19 protein-coding genes are annotated in these 20,574 nt (G+C 62.0%); 16 read left to right on the top strand and 3 right to left on the bottom strand.

Annotated elements, in window-relative coordinates; genetic code table 11:
* Positions 1-59: 59 nt before the first annotated feature.
* The 3 genes from ispA to JZ00_RS26880 form a co-directional block, all read right to left on the bottom strand.
* Positions 60-947, bottom strand: coding sequence for a (2E,6E)-farnesyl diphosphate synthase (gene ispA, locus JZ00_RS26890; protein ID WP_039594257.1), 888 nt, complete (start codon positions 945-947; stop codon positions 60-62).
* The gene (locus JZ00_RS26885) at positions 944-1,186 is read right to left on the bottom strand and encodes an exodeoxyribonuclease VII small subunit (protein ID WP_039594256.1); all 243 of its coding nucleotides are present in this window, start codon (positions 1,184-1,186) and stop codon (positions 944-946) included. Before JZ00_RS26885 ends, ispA begins: the two co-directional genes overlap by 4 nt.
* Before the next feature lie 146 nt (positions 1,187-1,332).
* Positions 1,333-2,010 carry a Fic family protein gene (locus JZ00_RS26880; protein ID WP_268794931.1) on the bottom strand — a complete coding sequence of 226 codons (678 nt, stop codon included), beginning with the start codon at positions 2,008-2,010 and terminating at the stop codon, positions 1,333-1,335.
* Positions 2,011-2,204: 194 nt separating this feature from the next.
* On the opposite strand from JZ00_RS26880, the gene JZ00_RS26875 reads away from it, so the two are divergent.
* The 16 genes from JZ00_RS26875 to cyoA all read left to right on the top strand — a co-directional run bounded on the left by JZ00_RS26875 (position 2,205) and on the right by cyoA (position 20,572).
* On the top strand, positions 2,205-2,993 hold the full coding sequence (locus tag JZ00_RS26875; RefSeq protein ID WP_039594255.1) for a YfaP family protein: 789 nt from the start codon (positions 2,205-2,207) through the stop codon (positions 2,991-2,993).
* Between the two features lie 36 nt (positions 2,994-3,029).
* Positions 3,030-4,739 carry a DUF2138 domain-containing protein gene (locus JZ00_RS26870; protein ID WP_039594254.1) on the top strand — a complete coding sequence of 570 codons (1,710 nt, stop codon included), beginning with the start codon at positions 3,030-3,032 and terminating at the stop codon, positions 4,737-4,739.
* Entirely contained in the window at positions 4,724-5,383 is a 660-nt protein-coding gene (locus JZ00_RS26865; protein WP_039594253.1) for a DUF1175 domain-containing protein, read from the top strand. The genes JZ00_RS26870 and JZ00_RS26865 overlap by 16 nt, the downstream gene beginning before the upstream one ends.
* Positions 5,380-9,948, top strand: a complete 4,569-nt coding sequence (locus tag JZ00_RS26860; protein ID WP_082112133.1) for an alpha-2-macroglobulin family protein — start codon at positions 5,380-5,382, stop codon at positions 9,946-9,948. Before JZ00_RS26865 ends, JZ00_RS26860 begins: the two co-directional genes overlap by 4 nt.
* 1 nt (position 9,949) lies before the next feature.
* A complete protein-coding gene (locus JZ00_RS26855) occupies positions 9,950-11,569 on the top strand; it encodes a DUF2300 domain-containing protein (RefSeq protein WP_039594252.1) in 1,620 nt (539 codons plus the stop codon).
* Positions 11,570-11,572: 3 nt separating this feature from the next.
* Positions 11,573-12,415 carry a YfaP family protein gene (locus JZ00_RS26850; RefSeq protein ID WP_039594251.1) on the top strand — a complete coding sequence of 281 codons (843 nt, stop codon included), beginning with the start codon at positions 11,573-11,575 and terminating at the stop codon, positions 12,413-12,415.
* 222 nt (positions 12,416-12,637) lie between these two features.
* Positions 12,638-13,219, top strand: a complete 582-nt coding sequence (locus JZ00_RS26845) for a YjfI family protein (protein WP_152668475.1) — start codon at positions 12,638-12,640, stop codon at positions 13,217-13,219.
* Positions 13,220-13,241: 22 nt separating this feature from the next.
* On the top strand, positions 13,242-13,940 hold the full coding sequence (locus JZ00_RS26840; RefSeq protein ID WP_039594249.1) for a PspA/IM30 family protein: 699 nt from the start codon (positions 13,242-13,244) through the stop codon (positions 13,938-13,940).
* 211 nt (positions 13,941-14,151) lie between these two features.
* Positions 14,152-15,186 (top strand): ion channel, encoded by a 1,035-nt coding sequence (locus tag JZ00_RS26835; RefSeq protein ID WP_039594248.1) that lies wholly within the window; start codon positions 14,152-14,154, stop codon positions 15,184-15,186.
* A complete protein-coding gene (locus JZ00_RS26830) occupies positions 15,173-15,835 on the top strand; it encodes a DUF2491 family protein (protein WP_039594247.1) in 663 nt (220 codons plus the stop codon). Before JZ00_RS26835 ends, JZ00_RS26830 begins: the two co-directional genes overlap by 14 nt.
* 15 nt (positions 15,836-15,850) lie before the next feature.
* Positions 15,851-16,279: a DUF350 domain-containing protein gene (locus JZ00_RS26825; protein WP_039594246.1), complete on the top strand. Its 429-nt coding sequence runs from the start codon at positions 15,851-15,853 to the stop codon at positions 16,277-16,279.
* A gap of 19 nt (positions 16,280-16,298) precedes the next feature.
* Positions 16,299-17,000 (top strand): DUF1190 domain-containing protein, encoded by a 702-nt coding sequence (locus JZ00_RS26820; protein ID WP_039594245.1) that lies wholly within the window; start codon positions 16,299-16,301, stop codon positions 16,998-17,000.
* A 12-nt stretch (positions 17,001-17,012) separates the two neighbouring features.
* Positions 17,013-18,170, top strand: a complete 1,158-nt coding sequence (locus JZ00_RS26815; protein WP_039594244.1) for a glutathionylspermidine synthase family protein — start codon at positions 17,013-17,015, stop codon at positions 18,168-18,170.
* A gap of 163 nt (positions 18,171-18,333) precedes the next feature.
* Entirely contained in the window at positions 18,334-19,221 is an 888-nt protein-coding gene (locus JZ00_RS26810) for an MBL fold metallo-hydrolase (protein ID WP_039594243.1), read from the top strand.
* Positions 19,222-19,382: 161 nt separating this feature from the next.
* On the top strand, positions 19,383-19,625 hold the full coding sequence (locus JZ00_RS26805; RefSeq protein WP_039594242.1) for a YdcH family protein: 243 nt from the start codon (positions 19,383-19,385) through the stop codon (positions 19,623-19,625).
* A gap of 14 nt (positions 19,626-19,639) precedes the next feature.
* Entirely contained in the window at positions 19,640-20,572 is a 933-nt protein-coding gene (cyoA, locus tag JZ00_RS26800) for a ubiquinol oxidase subunit II (protein WP_039594241.1), read from the top strand.
* Positions 20,573-20,574 lie beyond the last annotated feature (2 nt).

Raw genomic sequence — 20,574 nt, 5'->3', positions numbered from 1 at the left:
AGCTGCCCACGCGTCGGCCGGAAGTTGGCCGATACGCACTTAAATGGGTTGACCGTGTATCAACTGCGTCGTTCGACGATATACCGCGCCAGGTCGCGCAACGGCTCGGCTGCCGCGTCAAACGGTCGCAGCGCGTCCAGCGCCTGGTCGCGCAATTCCAGGGCGTAGGCCTTGGCGGCGTCAAGACCCAGCAGGGCCGGATAGGTCGGCTTGTCGCGGGCGACGTCGGCGCCCTGGCGCTTGCCCAGGGTCTGGGTATCGCTTTCGACGTCGAGGATGTCGTCCTGCACCTGGAATGCCAGGCCGATGGCCCGGGCATAGGTCTGCAAGGCTTGCAGTTGTGCGGGCGTGGCCCGGCCGCTGGCCAGGGCGCCGAGCCGGACGCTGGCTTCGATCAAGGCGCCGGTCTTGTGCCGGTGCATGTATTCCAGCGCATCTTGATCAAGCTTCAAACCCACCGAGCCGAGGTCGATGGCCTGGCCGCCGACCATTCCGGCCGGGCCTGCCGCCAATGCCAGGGCGTTGACCATATCCAGGCGAACCTGTGCTGGGCAATCGCTCAGGGCCGGGTCCAGCAGGGCGCTGAAAGCCAGGCTCTGCAAGCCGTCGCCGGCCAGGATCGCGCAGGCTTCGTCGAATTTCTTGTGGGTCGTTGGCTGGCCGCGACGCAGGTCGTCGTCATCCATGGCCGGCAGATCGTCATGCACCAAAGAGTAAGCATGGATCAGCTCGACCGCGCAGGCTGCGCCGTTGGCCTGTTCGGCCTGGCCGCCCAAGGCTTCGCACGCGGCATAGGCCAGCAGCGGGCGCACGCGTTTGCCTCCGTTCATCACGCTGTAGCGCATGGCTTCGTACAGGCGCGCCAGTTCCGGGCCCGGGGCGCTGAACAAGGTATCCAGGGCAGCATTGACCCGGGCCTGGCTGCTGGCCTGATACGCGCCGATCATTCAGGCTGTTCCGCATCGAAAGGCTCTTCGGTCAGCTCGCCGTCGCGTTCGAGCAACAACTGCACCTTCTGTTCGGCCTGGGCCAGCGCTGCCTGGCAGTCGCGAGTCAAGCCGATACCCTGCTCGAAGGCGGTCAGCGAGTCTTCCAGCGACAATTCGCCGTTCTCCAGGCGCTCGACCAGCGTTTGCAGGTCGGCCAGAGATTGTTCGAAATCCATTGCAGCTTTTTTGCGGGCCATGGCGGCTATTCCGGTTGACTGTTAAACCGGCGCGACACTAGCAGACATGGGGTGTTCGGGCAAATCAGGACCGCCGGGCGTCACCCCGATCAGCAAGGATGTCGGAACCTGTGGCAAGGGGATAAATCCCCTCGCCGCAGATGATCTCAATCAGCGGGATAGTTGATTCTGTACCGGGTACTGCGTCCGCCACCGGGCATCCGCGCCAGGCAGCCTTTTTCCAGCAACTCCGCCAGGTGTCGCGTTGCCGTCGCCTTTGAGACCTTGGCCACGGCCTGGTATTGAGCGGCACTGATCCCCTGTTCGAACCCTTTTTCACCTCTATCGAGTAGCCGGTTAAGCACTTTGGTCTGTTCAGAGGTGAAAGCTGAGGCGCGATGGGCCTGCCAGAACCGTGTCTTGCCCAGCACGCTTTCGATTTGCGCCATCGCTGTATGCAGGCTGCGCAACAGCGTTTGCAGAAACCAGGTCAGCCAGGCGGTGATATCCAGCGTGGCCTTCTGGCTGTTTTCAAGGATTCGGTAATAACCGGCGCGGTCATCCAGGATGCTTACGGACATGGCGTAGAAGCGGATCGCCTGGGCCTCGCCCTGGGCCAGTGCCAGGTCGGTCAGGGTGCGGGTCAGGCGACCATTGCCATCGTCGAATGGGTGCAGGGTGACAAACCAGAAATGAGTGATGCCGGCTCGCAACAACGGGTCGAGGTCGGTCTGATGACGGCTCGCCTCGAACCAGTCGACAAACCGCTGCAACTGCTCTTCAAGACGAATGAGCCGAATAATAGCGCTATTCGGCTCATTTCGTGAGCCGAATAAATCCTCTATTCGGCTCACGCCCCCCTCAGTACGTGATTTCCCACACAGAATCGCGCGTTCCCCGATTGTGAAAAAACTGTCAAATCGATACTCTTCGCGCCATCTACGGCCCCCTTGCGACGGGGCCTTCAGACGAAACCTGAATAATGACAAGCGCGCTGAGGATCAGCGCCGGGTTGCGTCGTGCATGGCAGGAGGCATACGTGCGTTTTCTTTCTTTATTGATCGTGTTGCTCGGCGCGCCGCAGGCGTGGGCCGGGCCTTCCGCTGAAATGTCGGAGCCGGTCGGCGGCTGGCGTTACCACGGCTTGCTCGATCGCACGGAAAACCCCCAGGTCGCCTACCCGACGCCGCCCATCGATCGCGGCATCCAGCGCAACCGCACCATGATCGAAGGCCGGCTCAAGGCCATGGGCACGGCGCGCCAGCCCCACAGCCTGGCGGTCAACGGCAATCCGCTGAATCTCTACACCGATGACGAGGGGCGTTTCGCCCGGCCGTATGCATTTGGCGCCGGCTCCAACAGCGTCGAGGTGCGCAGCTCCGAAGGCCAATCCCTCAAGCGAGTGCAATTCTACGAAGCCAACAACCTGCGCACCCCGGCTCAGATCCGCGTGGTGCTGGGCTGGGACGACCCCAAGGCCGAACTCGACCTGCATATCGTCACACCCGACGGCCAACATGCCTTTTTCGGCCAGCCTGCCCTGAGTAACGGCGGTGGCCTCGACCCGGACGGCGTCGATGGTCCCGGCCCCGAGATGTTCACCATGACCGCGCCGATGCATGGCACCTACCTGGTCTACGTGAATTATTGGGGCAACTACGGCAGCGGCGGCTACAACTTCGATGAAACCAGCAACCAGAACGAGGTGATCACCTCGCAGATCAACCTGGTGCTCAACGAAAACACAGTCGATGAAAAACGCGAGACCTTTGTCGTGCCCCTGCGCGCCATTGGCGATCTGTTGCTGGTCAAGACGTTCAACTATTAAGTACTCCGCTCCACGGATGAATAGGCCCTTGTGAATATGAGCGACAACACTGCTTCCCCGACCACGCCGACACCTGTCGCCAAACCTGCACGCCGCTGGCCGGTGATTCTGCTCGGGCTGTGCCTGGTGGCCGGGGCGGCCGGCGGGTTGGGCTGGTTCATGACCAAGCCCAAGGCGCCGCCCATGGCGCTGGCGTTGGAAAAACTCGGCGTGAGTCGTCCCGACGGCTTGATCGAGGCCCATTCCCTGAGCCAGTTGCCGAAGGATCTGTTGGCGGTGCCGTTCCTCAAGGCCACGCTCACCGAAGACTTCGTTTTCTATTACGAAGCCCATGCCGACCGCCTGGGCTTGATCGGCAGCCTGCGCCGGATCATCTACGAGCATGACCTCAAGCTGCAGGACAGCCTGATCGAGCAACTTTTCGACCAGCCGGCGGACGTGGCGTTGTGGCGCGGGGCGGACGGCCGTCTCAAGGATTTTTTGCTGGTGATGGATCGCGGCGGGTTGGCAAAGGTGCTGGAGCCGCTGGCGAAAGTCGCGCTGGATGACACCCAGTTGAGCAAGCTGGGTGACTTGAAGGTGAGCGGCGATGAAGTTGCGCTCTACCAGCTCAGCTATAACGCCAGCAAATCCCTGGTTTTCGCCTCCCATGGCGACAAGCTGGTCGTGCTGTCCAACCCGACCAAGCTCTACGACCCAGGCCATGGCCCTACCGACGAACGTGGCATGGTCTCGACCCAGGCCCTGGAGGCGCTGCTGGCCGGGGAAAAGCTGTTCCCCGAAGCGTTCGGCCTGACGGCCAAGGCGCCAGAGGTCAAGCAACGCATCTCGGTCAACGCCAGCGTGCTTGCCATGGGTTACCAGCGGTTCATCCCGAACTTCGCCGGCTTGCGCTTCGACATGGATGACAAGGGCTGGCACAGCTTCCTGGCCATGGACGAAGTGGAGAACCAGCCTGACTTTGACTTCAAGCCCATCTGGCAAGCCATGCCCATGGGCGCCAGCGCCTGCGTAGCGTTGCCCCTGGCCGCTGAACAGCAGAAACCGTTGCTGGTGAAACTCGGCGCCGAGGAAAAAGCCGCCCAGGCCATGGTCGATCATGTGGCGGGCGCGGCGGGCCTGTGCTGGTACGCTGATTCGCGGCTGTATACGCCGCTGTTGGTAGCGAGCCTGAACGAAGACGACGGCAAGCTCGACGCCGACCTGGGCAACCTGTTCGGTTCGATGGTCGGCGCCTATGAAAACAACGTTGCCGAACACGCCTTCCCGGTAGTGGAGAAGCAAGAAGGTTCGATGCACCAGTGGCAACGCCAGGTCAGCTCCAACTTCGGTGCGTATCCGGCCAAGGAAGCCGAGCAACCCGAGGCGATCACCGGCAAGGCGTTCATGCGCGTCAGCCTGGCGCGCCACGGTTCCACCTTGCTGTTCTCCCTCGACGACAAGTTGGTGGACAAGGCCCTCGGCACGCTCGACAAACGTTTCCCGCCCATGGCCGACGTGGTGCCCAAGGACCTGCTGATGCCGGTCTACTTCGGCCCGGAGTCCATGGCGCAACTGATGCAGCGCGAAACCCTCGACAGCCTGCCCCAGGACATGGAGCCGGTGTTCTACAACGCCGCGCAAACCTACCTGATCCCCAAGCTGCGCACCCTCGGCGGCTACGGCAAGTACGCCCTGACATTGCCTGAAGGCAGCGAGCCGGACGGCCACTGGCAGTGGCTGCCGCTGGAATGGAAAGCGCTGTGACAGGACTGATCGGCAAGCGCGCGTGTGGGTTGCTGCTGGCGCTGCTGCTCGTCGGGCCGGCGCTTGCCGTCGAGGCGCCGGCGCTGGATGCACAGCAATCCCAGGTCTTTCGCGCCTGGTTCGTGCGCATTGCCCAGGAACAACTGACCAAAGGCCCGAGCCCGCGCTGGTACCAGCAGGACTGTGCCGGCCTTGTGCGTTTCGCGGCCAATGAAGCGCTGAAGGTCCATGACGAAAAATGGTTGCGCAGCAATGGCCTGTCCAATCGCTACCTGCCGCCGGAACTGCCGCTGAGCGATGAGCAACGACGCCTTGCCCAGCAATGGCAACAGGGCGGCGGCAAGGTCGGCCCCTACGTCAACGCGATCAAGCTGATCCAGTTCAACAGCCGCCTGGTGGGCCGGGATGTCACCCAGGCCCGCCCCGGCGACCTGATGTTCTTCGATCAGGGCGATGACCAGCATCTGATGATCTGGATGGGCCGCTACATCGCTTATCACACCGGCACCACCACCCCAACCGACAACGGCATGCGCTCCGCAAGCCTGCAACAACTCATGAACTGGAAGGACACCCGATGGATACCCGACGCAGCCAACCCCAACTTCATCGGCGTCTATCGACTCAACTTTCTCACCCAATGACCGGTGCCCGCATGCTGCGCTTGTGTTCGAAACTGCCCCTGCTGTTCGCTCTGTTGCTGGCGCCCCTGGTGAATGCTGAAGACACGGTGGAGGCCAGCGGCTACACGCCGGTGTCCGGTGAAAGCTTTTTCCTGCTGGCCGACAGCAGCTTTGCCAGCGACGAGCAGGCCATGGTCCGCCTTGAAGCCCCGGGTCGCGATTACCGTCGGTTCCGGATGGAGCCCTACGGCGGTGCCGATATCCGCGTCTATCGCATCGAAAAACCGCTGGAGTTCCTCAAGCGCCAGAAGAACCTGCATCGCGTGGTCAGCGATGGCCAGTTCAAGGGTGAAGGCTTGTCCAACACCCTCGCGTACCTGTGGGACAACTGGTACCGCAAGTCCCGTCGAGTGATGCAGCGGGCGTTCTCCTACGAGTCGCGCCAGCAGGTCACCGAGGAAGTGCCGGAGCTGAAGATCGGCAACGCCCTGGTTGCGCCGACGCCGTACGACGCACCGGCGCAATTCGCGTTGATCCCGGGCCTGCCGGTGGTGAGTCAGTTCCGCTATCCGTTGTGGCAGGCCAAGCCGATCCAGCCGCCAGCCGGGGTCAACCTGGCCGGTTCGTCCAGTCAGTTCGTCAGCGTCGCGCCGGGCAACGTCTATGTGCCGCTGGGCCAGTTGAAGCCAGGGCTGTACCTGGTGGAAGCGCTGATCGGCAAGTACCGCGCGACCACCATGGTCTTCGTCTCCAACACCGTGGCCGTGAGCAAGATTGCCGGTGACGAATTGCTGGTCTGGGCCGCGCGCAAGCATGAAGGGCGTTCGGTGCCCAAGGTCAACGTGTTGTGGACCGACGGCCTGGGCGTGATGAGCAGCGGTGCCACCGACGAAGACGGCTTGCTGCGCCTCAAGCACGTCAGCCCGGAGCGTTCGTTCGTCATTGGTGAAGACGAGGAGGGCGGGGTATTCGTCTCCGAGAACTTCTATTACGACAGCGAAATCTACGACACCAAGCTCTATGCCTTCACCGATCGCCCGCTGTATCGGCCGGGGGATTGGGTGTCGTTGAAAATCGTCGGTCGTGAGTTCAAGAACGCCCGCGATTCGGTGCAACCGACCGCCGCCGACGTCAACGTCAGCGTGCTCGACGCCACCGGCACGGCGCTGCAAACCCTGGCCCTGAAGCTCGATTCCAAGGCTGGTACACAAGGCCGTTTCCAACTGCCGGAAAATGCCGTGGCCGGTGGCTATGAGCTGCGCTTGCGCTACAAGGACCAGCTCTACAGCAGCGCCTTCCGCGTCGCCGAATACATCAAGCCGCACTTCGAGATCGCGCTGAACCTGGCCAAGCAGGATTACCGCACCGGCGAGCCGGTCAAGGGCAACCTGGTGCTGCTCTACCCGGACGGCAAACCGGTGGTGAACGCTAAGGTCAGCCTGAGCCTGCGGGCCCAGCAACTGTCGATGGTCGATAACGAGCTGCAATACCTCGGGCAATTCCCGGTGGAGCTGACCAGCAGCGAAGTGACCACCGATGACAAGGGCAACGCCACGCTCGATCTGCCGGCCGCCGACAAGCCGAGCCGCTACACCCTCACCGTGTTCGCCAGCGATGGCGCGGCGTACCGGGTCAAGACCACCAAGGAAATCCTCATCGACCGCGGCGCGGCGAATTTCCGCCTGGGCGCACCTCGACGTTTCAGCGCAGCGGGTGAGAAAGTCGCGTTCAGCTACGCCAACGAAGGCGGCAACGAACAAAGCAAAGCCGTGACGCCGGGCAGCTATGCCTGGGTGCGCCTGGAAGACCAGACCACCGGCGAAGGCAAGCTCGCCGCCAAGGACAATGGCTTCAGCCTGACCTTCGACCGCCCCGGCACCTACAACCTGACGCTCAAGGACGATCATGGCCGGGTCATCGGCGCGGCGAGCCACGCAGTGACGGGCGAAGGCATCAAGGCTGTTCCGGGCACGGTCGAAATCGTCCTCGATAAAACCGAATACAAGACCGGTGACGAAGCCTTGGCATTGATCACCTTCCCGGAACCGGTCAACGATGCACTGTTGTCCCTGGAGCGGGACAAGGTCGAGGCCACGGCGATGCTCTCCAAAGGCGCTGACTGGCTGAAAATGGAGAAGCTCAGCGATACCCAGTACCGCGCACGCATCGCCGTGAAGGATAACTTCGCGCCGAACCTGACCTTCTCCGTGCTGTACACCAAGGGCGGCCAATACAGCTTCCAGAACGCCGGCATCAAGGTCGTTGCGCCGCAGATCGACGTAGCGATCACCACCGACAAAGCCACCTATCGTCCTGGCGACACGGTGACCGTCGACCTGGGTACCCAGTTCGCCGGCAAGGCGATCCCGGCGCACCTGACGGTCAGCGTCGTCGATGAAATGGTCTACGCGCTGCAACCGGAAGTCGCGCCGACCATCGATCAGTTCTTCTACCACCCGCGCCGTAACAACGTGCGCACCAGCGCCAGCCTGTCGTTCATCAGCTACGACGTGGCGTTGCCGGGCAGCCCTGGCGCACCGGGCAAGGCCAACCGCAGCGAGCGCGGGGTCAAGGTGCTGGAGCGGCCGCGTCGTGAAGACGTCGACACGGCCGCCTGGCAGCCGGAGCTGGTGACCGACGCCAGCGGCAAGGCGCGCTTTACCTTCAAGATGCCGGACTCGCTGACTCGCTGGCGCATCACCGCGAAAGCGATTGCGGACGACGGCCAGGTGGGCCAGAAGAAGCAATTCATCGCCTCGGAGAAACCGCTGTACCTGAAGTGGAGCGGCCCGACTCGCTTCCGCATGGGCGACAAGCCGCAACTGGGCCTGTTCGCTTTCAGCCAATCCGAGAAGCCGTTGAAAGCCGAGTTGCTGATCCGCTACGCCGGCGCTGAACAGCGTGTGGTGGCGGAGTTGAAAAATGGCATCAACTACGTGGCGTTGCCGGCGCTGGAACTGAGCAGCGGCGACTTGAGCGTCCAATTGCAACTGAACGGTGAAACCCAGGACAGCCTGGCCCTGCACCTCAATGCCAGCGGCAACGGTTGGCAAGTCACCCAGAGCCAGCGCCTCGACGTGGCCAGCGGCGACACGCCGCTGAACCTGCCGGCGGACGCCAGCGATATCCGCTTGCGCCTGGATGACAGCCCGCAAGCGCTGTTCCGTTCGGCCCTGGATGAGTTGCTGAGCTATCCCTATGGCGGCGTCGAGCAGACCGCCAGCCGCTTGCTGCCGTTGAGCATCGCGTATCCGACCCTGGCGTCGAACCCGCAGATCCGCGATCGCTTGCGGTTGATCATGCAAAACAGCCGCTTGCGCCTGGTTCAGATGGCCGGGCCTTCGGCGAGTTTCACCTGGTGGGGCCAGGACGGTGAGCCTGACGCGTTCCTCACCGCCTACGCCTATTACGCCGACTGGCACGCCAGCAAGGCCCTGGACCTGAACCTGCCGCCGGAACATTGGCAGCGGGTGTTGGAGGTCTATGCCAAGCAGGCCGGTGATACGCCGCTGCTGCAGCGAGCGCTGATCCTGTCGTTCGCCAAGCAGATGCAGTTGCCGGTCAATACCTTGCTCGGCGGGCTGATGGATGATCTGGCGAAAGCCAGTGAAGACAGCACCGAAAGCGTGCTGGACAGCGGTGAAGACAGCCTGGTCATGTACGCGCCGGATTCGGCCCTTGGCCTGGCCAGCGCCCGCGTGCTGACGGCGTCCCTCGCCAAGCAGGCGAAGGTGCCGTTGCCCACGGCCTTCAGCCGCCAGGCCGACGCCGCGCAACAGCAACTGGAGCTGAGCTCGCAGCCGTTCGTCGAGGCTTTGCTGCTGTCGCTTCAGGGCTTCGATCAGGCCCGCGCCACGGCTCTGTTGGAACGTGTGCTGCCGCAACAGTCCACCTTGGAGCGCGCCCTGGCCCTGACATGGTTGCAACGCAGCATCGAACAGGCCGCGCCGGCCGTGGCCCTGGCGCCGGGCGAAGGCTGGGTCGCCAAGCAAGGTGCGACCGGTGAAACCTACTGGCAATGGCAGGGCGCGCAGCTTCCAACGCAGCTGACCCTGACCGGCGCCCAGGAGCGTCCGTTGCAAGCGGCACTGAGCTTCCAGAGCCAGCAAGCACCCGCGGCGCCGATGGCCGTGTCCATTACCCGTCGCTTGTCGCGCCTGGTACCGGGCGACGAGGCCTTCATCTTCAAGCTCGAAGCCGTGGGCAACAAGCCGTTGTCCAGCGACGCTCTCTACCTGGATGAGGTGATCATCAACAGCAAGGCCGCGACGCCGCTGCGCTACGGCATGCTCGAAGTACCGTTGCCGCCGGGCGCCGATGTGGAGCGCACCACGTGGGGCATCCAATTGATGGGCAAGGCCGACAGCGAGCCGACGTCCCTGGAAAAGGCGCGCTTCGAGCCGGGCCATATGGCTTACGCAGTGCCCGTGGACGCCCTCAGTGGCGAGCTGCGCCTGCGGCACTTGGTGCGCTTCTCCCAGAAGGGGCAGTTCACCTTGCCGCCGGTGCGTTTCACTCAGGTCTACGCGCCACAGAACCAGGCGCGCGAACAGAAACCGGCGCTGGGTCAGGTGACGGTCAACTGACATGCGCAGGCCTTGGGGCTGGTGGTTGTTGTGCTTGATTCCTGCGCTGGCGACAGCGCAGGAGGAGCCATTGCGCCTGGCTTTCGACGGTCAACTGGTGCGCGTGAGCCAGACCCAGGTACTGGATCGCCAGCCGTTGCCCGATTCCTTGCAAGCACCGTTGGGCAGCCTGTGGAAGCTGTTTGTCTACGCCTGGCTGGTGGACACCAATGCTCGTGAACCTGTCTATGAATGTCGCGGCGAGTCGAAAGAAGAAGTCTATTGCTGCAGCGCCGGGCAGAGCATTGGCCGCGACCAGGCATTGGTGAAGTCCTGCGGTCTGTATTTCGAACCGCAGCGGCTCGGGCTGTCGGCCTCGAACTGGCGGGATTACTGGCAGGCGCGTCAGGCGCCGAAATGGCTGTCGGACCTGCCGGCCTTGCAGCCGCAAACGCAGGTGCCGGTGGCCGAGCTGCTCAAGGCGTTGGCGACGCTGCCGGCCCAGGAGCAGGCCCGACGGGTTCTGCTCGATGTGGTGCTTGGCGCGGCGGATGGCCGCTTGGTCGGCCAGTTGGGCAGTCGCCTGCGGGTCAAGACCTGGAGCTGGCTGGGTGATCAGGGACCTTCGTCGCGCCAGGGCGGTTTCGCCGGTTGGCTGGTCGATGGTACGCCGGTGTGGGCCGGTGGGCGCGGCACCAGCCAGCAGGTCCTGAAGAAATATGGCGATGGCCTGGCCACGGCGCTGCCGTCCCGCTGGCCGGCGGAAACCGGGCGCTGCGTGGAAGTCGACCTGTTTGCCCGCTATCCGTTGCAGCGAGTGATGGCCGGCGAGCGCCCAGCCACGCCGGGTCAATTACGCGGGGACTACCGCGTCGAATTCACCAACGGCAACCAACTGGACATCCACAGCGACGGCGAACTGTTCCTGTTGCCCGGCAAGCTGGTGGCGCGACTGGACCGGGAGGAATACGTCGCCCGGGTGTTGCAGCGCGAAGCCAAGGCCGAACCCGCCGAAGCGGCCAAGGCATTGGCGGTGGCAATTCGCACCTACCTGCTGCAGAACGCCCAGCGCAATGGCGATTGCCTGAGCATCGACGACAGCAGCCATCGCCAGCGCGTCGCGCCACGTCCGGCGGCGCCTGAAAACCGTGCCATCGCGGCGTGGACCAGCGACCTGGTCCTGGCTGGCACCGATGTCACCTACCACTCCGATCAACCCGGTCCGGACAAATTGTCCTGGGCCCAGGCTGTCGAGCAGGCCAAGAGCGGCCAACGCTACGACGCGATCCTGCTGCATGCGTACCCGCGCGCCAGCCTCAGTCGTTGGGACAACCCCGTGGCTTCCTGCGAAGCATTGCCCGCCGCGCAGGATTGGCTGTTGAAGCAGCGACGTGGCTGGCGCCAACGGCTGGAAAGCGAAGTGGGCTACAACGAAATCAGTGCCTTCGCGGTGTGCCGCGTCGCCTTCGGCCGGCCGTATGTCGACCGCGAGCGCCAACGCATCTACGTGCGCGGCGTGCTGTCGCTGCAAGACCGCCTCGACCTGACCCATGAATATCTGCACCTGGCCTTTGAAGCTCACCCCAATGGCCAGGACGAAAACTACATCGAAGGGCTCGCCCGTCACCTCTTGCTGGAATAGACCATGACACTCCGTTATCCACAGGTCTTGCTGTTGCTATGCGCCCTGACCGCGTTGCCACCGGCCATGGCCGCCGACCCCGACAAGCTCGATACTCTCAAGCTAGAAACCCCTGTCGGCGGCTGGCGCAGCGGCGCGCCGGGGGGCGAGGGCGAACGCTTCAGCCAGACCGTCAACTACCCGGCCTCGTCGGTCAACACGCCCCAGGGCCAGGCCAATACCGCCCGCATCACCGGCCAGATCAAAGGCACGCCGAAGAGCAATGAGCCGGGCCAACTCATTGTCAACGGCGTGAGCTTGCCATTGAAGCTCGACGAGGAAGGGCGCTTCGACCGGCCATTCTCGTTTCCCAATGGCAGCAACAGCGTTGAGGTGCGCAGCGCCGATGGCCAGCAGCGCCACCGCACGCAATTTCTCAACACCAGCGGCGGCGCCACCCCGGCCAAGTTGCGGGTGTTGCTGACCTGGGACAGCGACGGCACCGACCTGGATCTGCATCTGGTCACGCCCGATGGCGGGCACGTCTGGTACGGCGACCGCGCCATCGCCAACGGCGCCGCCCTGGATGTCGACGTCACCACCGGCTACGGCCCGGAAATCGTTGCCATGCCGGCACCGATCAAAGGGCAGTACCTGGTGTATGTGAACTACTACGGCGGCGGGTACGGCAGTGAAGAAGACGGCGAAGAGGGCGGAACAGTGGCGCAGGCGCAACAAGCCCTGACCACGGCGAAAGTCACCGTCATCACCGAAGAGGGCACGCCCAGCGAGAAGATGGAAACCTTCGTGGTGCCGATGCGGGCGGTGGGCGAGCTGACGTTGGTCAAGAGTTTCAGCTATCCGTAGACCTGTGGGATCAGCATTTGTGACAAGAAAAATCTCACGCGTGAGCTATTGTGAGGTCGTGAAGTTGCCTGTAGTGTTTCTCACGCGTGAGTTTTTCACAGTGGGGTCCGTACCATGCCAACCAGCTCTCCATCAGATCCGCGTGACGGGTCTGTGACCGATTCAGCGAGCCGCACGGGAGAGCGCGCCAAACCCTCCGCGAAAAAGCCGTCGAGCTTCTACATGAAGCAGATGCGCGCGGGCCTGAGTGCCGCCGGGTATGTGAAACACGAGACTTGGGTGCTTCCTGAAAACCGAAGCCTGCTCAAGCAAATGGAGAAACAGCTACGCCAACCGATTCTGGCTGGCCCATTCATGTCGGAGGATTACATGAGCGCAGGTAACAACTGGAACATCGATCGCCTCTACAGCGCCCTTCAGGCCCTGGACGAAGTGATCGCGAACGACATCACCCTCTCCCTCGTCCAAGGCTCCGAGTCCAGCATCAAGCTGGAAATGAATGACTTCGGTGGCTTGCCAATCTACATCGCCGTGGTCGGCGACCAGATCATCGTCGATACCGTGCTGGTGGACGTCGAGTCGATCAACGATGTCGCGGCATTCAACGACGCCGTATTGCGCAGTCGGGAGATGTTCCCGCTGTCGTCCATCGGCATCGAGACCATGCCCAACGGACAGGTCGTCTACAACATGTTCGGTGCCTTGAGCTCCGACTCCAGCCTGACCAACGTCGTCACCGAGGTCAAAACCCTCGTCGACAACGTCCAGCGCGCCAGCGAAGCCTTCGAACGCTTCTTCATTTAATTCGCCGAACAGGAACCATCCAATGACTCAGTCCATCTGGAGCAAGTTGTTCACCGCACTGCGTGGCGGTGCCAACGAAGTCGGCGAATCGATCGTCGACCAACAGGCCCTGCGCATCCTCGACCAGGAAATCCGCGACGCCGACACCGCGCTGGCCAATGCCAAGCGCGAGCTGGTCACCATCATGGCCAAGCACAAGCTGGCGACCGATCGCGTCGCTGAATACAACGCCAAGATCAAGGACCTGGAAGCCAAGGCCCTGGCCGCGATCCAGGCCAACCGCGAAGACCTGGCGCTGGAAGTGGCCGAAGCCATTTCGACCCTGACCAACGAACTGGACGCCGAGCAAAAGCACGCGACCGAATTCGGCGGTTACGCGGACAACATGCGCAAGGACATCACCAAGGCCGAAAGCCGCATCAAGAGCCTGCGCCAGCAGGTGGACATGGCCAAGGCCCGGGAAAGCGTGCAGAAGGCCCAGGTCAGTGCCTCGATCGCCAGCGGCGGCGCCAACGGCAAGCTGGAAACCGCCGTCGGGACCCTCAACCGCCTGCAAGCCAAGCAGCAGCAACGTGCCGCTGAACTGCAAGCCCAAGACGAGCTGGCCGAGGCTTCGACCGGCTCCGACCTGGAGCGCAAGCTGCGTGATGCCGGCATCACGCCGAACGAAGGCAGCGCCAATGCGATCCTGGAACGCCTGAAGAAAAAATCGGCTGAGTAAAATCGAGGCAGGCCGAACACAAAACCTGTGGCGAGGGGATAAATCCCCTCGCCACAAGGATTGAGCCAGGCCCGCCTGCTCATCGGATTTATTGTTACACAGGTACTTCTATCCAAGCCCCGCAACAGGTTTAATGCTGTCCGGCCACTACGCTCAGGCACTCAGAGCGATTATCCCGCCAGGAACCACGCCCCACGGAGTCAGGGACGAAATGTCGATTTTCCTTCTGTTGCGCACGTACGCTTCGTCCTTCTTCCATCGCTTCGGTTGGGCAGGGCTGGCCATTGCGTTGGGCGTGCACCTGTCCATCGCCTGGATCGGCCTGGTGCTGCTGGGCGAGCAGCACCTCATCACCGCCGCCACGTTTATCTACTTCTATCTCACCACCACGCTGACCGTCGGCTATGGCGATCTGTTGCCACAGACATCCGCCGGGCGAATTTTCGTGGCGACCTGGATCATGCTCGGGGGCATTGCCCTGTTGACGACGGTCATCGGCAAAACCACCAGCAGCGTCATCGATGTATGGAGAAAAGGCATGAAGGGCAAAGGCGATTTCACCGGCAAGGCCGGCCACACGGTGCTCATCGGCTGGGAGGGCGCCTCCAGCGAGCGAGTCATCGAATTGCTGCTACAGGACGAAACGTCCAATGACAACCTGATCGTCATCTGCGATTGCGATCTCGAAGAAAACCCCATGCCCGGCAAGGCCACGTACATCAAGGGCGACAGCCTGTCCTCCGTCGCGCTGCTGCAGCGTGCCGGCGTGCCTGGTGCCGAACGCGTGCTCGTGCGCACTCATTCCGACGACCTGACCCTGGCCACCGTGCTGGCGGTCAATCGACTGGAGCCTGTCGGGCATGTCGTCGCCCATTTCAATGACAGCGAAGTGGCCGCCCTCGCCAGCGCCTATGCGCCGAGCCTGGAATGCACCTCCAGCATGGCGATCGAGATGCTGGTGCGTGCCTCCCAGGACCCGGGCTCGTCAGTGGTCATCAATGAATTGCTCTGTGTCGGCGAAGGCGCCACCCAGTACCTGATGAAACTGCCCGAGGCGTTTGAAGCGACTTTCGGCGATCTCTACACCCGCTTGAAAGAACAGCACAACGCCACGCTGATCGGCTACCGCGCCCAGGGCGCCCGCCAACCGTCGATCAACCCGCCCGGCGCCACCCGTGTGGTGGGCGGCGAACTCTTCTACATCGCCTCGGCGCGTCTCAAGGAAATTTCCCATGGGGTGGTTTAAGCAGTTGATGGGGCTCGAGGCCCCGAATGCGAACAGGACAGCCAGCAACCACGCGCCTGTCACCGGGCCGCTGGGCCTGTCCTCCGGCAAGCAAGTCATGTTCGACACCACGCTCAAGTTGCTGCTCGACGGCAACAGCAGCGTGGTCATCCCGGGCAACCAGCAGATCTGGAGCCTGGGCATCGTCGACCTCGGGCAGTCGAACTGGCTGTCGCGCTGCTACATGAACGATGAGGACTATTGGTTGCAGGTGCACACCAGCGGCGACGTCGCCGGGCAGGTCGAGTCGGTGATCCTGTTCAACTACCTCAGCTACGTCACGATCAACAGTGAAGCGGAGTTGCGTCGCCTCGCCGGCCCCGAAAGCCTGATCGGCCTGCCGACCTACAACCATGACGGCGTCGAGTACACCCGCGAATGGGGCACCGAGGCGGGCCAGACAGAACTGGTGGCGTTGAGCGAGCGCGTAAGCAATCCGGACGAGTCCTACAACGTCGAACATCGTTCGATGCTGTACGCCCGCGACACCGGCCTGACGGATCGCCGGGAGTTCCTGTTGTTCTCCGTCGAAGAAGACGCCGAGGGCAGCGTCAGCCTGAGCACTTCGCTGGGTATTTCCCTGTACACCACTGACCTGAACACTTTTTGAATAAGGAAGAAGTCCATGCTTGAAGCGCTCTCCATTTCCCTGAACAAAGCCGCCGTGCTTGGCTTTGTCATGTACATCCTCGGCGCCGCCGTGCTGTTCGCGCTGTTCCAGTTCATCTACACCCGCGTCACACCGCACCGGGAATTCGAACTGATTCGTTCGGGCAACGTGGCGGCGGCCATCGCCCTGGGCGGCGCCGTCATCGGTTTCGCCATTCCGGCCAGCAATGTGATTGCCTACTCGATCAACATGCTGGACTTCATCGTCTGGGCAGTGATCGCAGCTGTCGTTCAGTTGCTGGCGTTCCTGATGACCAGCCTGGTCCTCAAGGGGGCTTCGGCGCGCATCAAGAACGGTGAAATCGCCGCCGGTATCTATATCGCCGCCGTGGCCATCAGCGTCGGCATGTTGAACGCCGCGTGCATGACGCCTTCCACGAACTGATCGCGCCACGGAGATCCCGATGAAACGAAGCAAGTACGTCCAGCTTTCGCTGGCTGCGTCGGTCGCCCTGGCGATATCTGGCTGCGGGCCAACGGAAAAAACCTACAAGTTGCAGAAGAAGTACAACTTCCAATCCGTCCAGCAATGTGTCGATGAAAAGCTGCCGGTGGACATTTGCGCCGACGCCTACATGACCGCCATGGCCGAGCACCGTCGCATCGCGCCGACGTACGCCAGCCAGGCGGATTGCGATGCCGACTTTGTCCCGGACTGGTGCCAGCAGGACTCGAGTGGCCAGTTCATCCCCAAGCTCGGTGGTTTCGAGCTCAGCGCCGACGGCGAAGTTACGCAATCGCAGGTCGATGCGGCCCGGGCCCAATTGCCGGCGTCGGAAGCGAACGTCGGTGGTTCAGGCTTCGGCAACCTGCTGACCGGCATGCTGATCGGCAACATGCTGAGCGGCAACCGCAACAGCTATTACTCCGAGCCGGTCTACCGCTACCGCGACGATCGGGGCAACTTCGGGTCCTCGACGCTCAGCCAGCGGGTTTCCAGGGGCTCGACCTTCAACAAGTCCAACCAGGCGCGGTACGGCAGCTACACCGACTCCATCAAGACCAGCAAGCCAATGTCCGTCGCGTCCTCTACGTCTCGCGGTGGTTTCGGTAGCAAGTCCAGCGCCCGCAGCGGTTGGGGCGGTTCGAGCAGCTCCGGCGGTTGAGGAACCAGCGTCATGAAGAAGATCCAGTGCGCAGAGCGTCCTGACTGGAAGCAGACCGCCGAGCAGCTCGGCTTTCTGTTCCACACCATCGACGACGAACCCTATTGGGACGAAAGCGCGTACTACCAATTCACCCTCAAGCAAATCGAGGATGACCTGGAAGACCCGACCACCGAGATCCATGAGATGTGCATGGACCTCGTGGCCCGCGTTGTCCAAAGCGAAGAATTGCTGGAGCGCCTGAGTATTCCGGCGCCGTTCTTCGACCTGGTTCGCACGTCATGGCTGGAAGGCCACCCGCACCTGTATGGGCGTATGGATTTCTCCTACAACGGCAGCGGTCCCGCCAAATTGCTGGAGCTCAACTACGACACGCCGACCAGCCTCTACGAGGCGGCGGCGTTCCAGTGGGGCTGGCTGGAGCAATGCATCGAGCGCGGTGTGCTGCCGGCCCATGCCGACCAGTTCAACAGCATCGATACCAAGCTGCACCAGGCCTTTGCCCAGTTGCAGCTCAAGGAGCCGTTCTATTTCGCCTCGATGAAAGGCTCGGTGGAAGACAAGGGCACCACGGATTACTTGCGCCTGATCGCGGAAAAAGTCGGCATCGAATCGCGGCACATCGATATCGAAGACATCGGCCTCAACAGTGAAGGACGTTTCGTCGATCTGCAAGAGCGCTGGATTCCGCACCTGTTCAAGCTGCATGCCTGGGAGTTCATTTTCCACGAGCCGTTTGGCGCTGCGATAGCCCAATGCGATACGCAGTTTTTCGAACCGGCGTGGAAGTCGATCATCTCCAACAAAGGCATCCTGCCGCTGTTGTGGGAGTTCAACAAAGGCCACCCGAACCTGCTCGCCGCCCACCTGGATACCGACACGAGCAAAGCGGTGCCCAAGGGCTGGGTACGCAAGCCGTTCTTTTCCCGGGAAGGCGCCAATATCGAGCTGCAGACTACTGATGGTTTGATCGTCAAAGAGGACGGCCCGTATACCGATGCGCCGTTCATCCTCCAGGAGTTCGCGCCACTGCCACGCTTTGGCGACAGCTACACCCTGATCGGTTCCTGGGTCATCGGCGACCAGGCCGCCGGTATCGGGGTGCGGGAAGACAATAGCCTGATCACCAAGGATTCCAGTCGGTTCCTGCCGCACCTGATCCTCGATTGATCCCCCTGCGTGGCAGCGAGCAAGCTCCCACCCAGGGCATCTTTGCCTGGACATAGCCACCGCCTGTCGCCTTTGCGGAATTGCGCCTGTCGCGTTCCTGTCGATTTCAAAAGAGTTCATGAAAAAACGGAAATCGACGCGCCATTCGTGACAGGAGGCCCACATGCATATCCACCACCTGAACTGCGGTTGCATGTGCCCGGTGGGCGGGAAGTTGTTCGATGGCTACAGTCGAGGACTGACGGCGTGCCTGGTGTGCCATTGCCTGTTGATTGAAACCGACAGCAACGGCCTGGTCCTCGTGGACACCGGTTTTGGCCAGCGCGATGTGCAGACCCCCGAGCGGTTGAGCCGATTTTTCCGGGCGTTCAACAACATCAAGTTCGAACATCGCCTTACCGCGTTGGAACAAGTGCGGCGGCTAGGCTTCGATGCCAATGACGTTCGGCATATTCTCCTGACCCATCTGGATTTCGATCACGCCGGTGGGCTCCAGGATTTTCCCCAGGCCCGGGTTCACGTGATGCGCGACGAAATGGCGGCGGCGCGCTCCGCCGACAGTTGGATCAGCCGGCGGCGGTTCCAGGCACGTCAGTGGCAGGGCATCGACAATTGGGAGTTCTATGCCCCGGACGGCGACACCTGGTTCGGTTTCGACTCGGTGCGCGCGCTCATCGGGGCCGAAGAAGAGGACATTTTCCTGGTGCCGCTCCAAGGCCATACGGCCGGGCACGCCGGCATTGCCGTGCGCACGCCCGACGGTTGGCTGCTGCATGCCGGCGATGCCTATTTCTTCCACGATGAAGTCCATCAAGCCGAGCGCCACCGTCCGCCGGGGCTGAAATTCTATCAATACATGATGGACACCTACCGTTCGGCACGGATGCACAACCAGGATCGCCTGCGGGAACTGGCGCGGGTTCAAAACGGGCACGTCGAAATCTTTTGCAGCCACGATGCCACGGAGTGGGAGAAGGCAATGCTTCGATCACGCACGGTCCGGGTTGATTCCACGGCGATGCCTTCGGCCGCAGGTAAGCAATCCTCCTGACTCGGCCTGCGACATAACCGCTTTCCCTTTGCCCACGTCTCGTGGGCTTTTTTTTGTGCGCGATGCCGTTCGTCACCGTTTCCAGATGTTTCTCTCAACTTAGCCGAGGGGGCCAATTCTAAAAATCGTGTACCCCAACAACACTGTAAAAGGAGAAGGCCATGCCTGCTTCTCATGATCTTTATCAGGATTTGAATTGCAGTAAAGAGGCGGTCCAACAACGTCGCCAGCAGGATCCGGAACTTGATCGCCTGCTGGATGAGTACATGGATCTGGATAACCAAGTATTGGCCGCCGAATCCATTTCAGCGGGCAACGTCGAGGATGACGACCTGCGCAAACTCAAGGAACAGCGCCTGTCGATCAAAGACAAGATCACTCGGCAACTGGCAAGCAACCCATAAACGAAGCGTAAGAGATGCGAACTCGACTGCCTTGTTACTTATCAAGGTTGTTGCTGGTCGGCGGGCTGCTGTTGCTCGGTGGTTGCGACATGGTGTTGTTCAATCCCAAGGGACAGGTCGGCGTCGATCAACGCAACTTGATCATTCTCTCGACATTGTTGATGTTGCTGGTGGTGGTGCCGGTCATCGTCATGGCGTTCGTCTTTTCCGTGAAATACCGCGCTTCCAACACAAAGGCGAAGTACACGCCGGAGTGGGCGCATTCGCGCAAGATCGAAGCGGTAGTCTGGGGCGTGCCGCTGGTGATCATCATCATTCTCGGCGTGGTCACCTGGAAGTCCACCCATGCGCTGGACCCTTACCGGCCGCTGGATTCCGACGTAAAGCCGCTGGTGGTGCAGGTCATCGCTGCGGACTGGAAATGGGTCTTCATCTATCCGGAACTGGGCATCGCTTCGGTCAATGAGCTGGCAATGCCTTTGGACACACCGGTGAACTTTCGCGTGACCTCCGATGGCGCGATGACCTCGTTTTTCATTCCGGCGCTGGGCGGGCAGATCTACGCCATGGCTGGCATGCAGACTCAACTGCACCTGATCGCCAACGAGGCCGGGCAATACCGAGGCATCGCCGCCAACTACAACGGCCCGGGCTTTTCCGACATGCATTTCCAAACCCTGGCCACCGATGCGGCGGGTTTCGAGAAGTGGGTTGCCAGCGTGCGCGCAGGACAAGGGCGGTTGGATAAGGACAGCTACGCCCGACTGGCCCGACCCACGGTCAAGCACCCGGTGGAGCACTACGCCTCGGTCCAGCCGGACTTGTTCCAGAGCATCATCGATAAATACGAAGGCATGAACCGTTCCCGTGAAGTCGAGCATCGCATGGAGCACATGCAGGGCAGCATCGATTCACCCGTCGGGGCTCAACGCAAAGCGCAGGAGTAAGG

The organism is Pseudomonas frederiksbergensis, from assembly GCF_000802155.2.
Lineage (GTDB): Bacteria > Pseudomonadota > Gammaproteobacteria > Pseudomonadales > Pseudomonadaceae > Aquipseudomonas > Aquipseudomonas frederiksbergensis_A.
The sequence above is the reverse complement of the archived record's forward strand: the minus strand, read 5'-3'. Positions and strand labels throughout refer to the sequence as shown.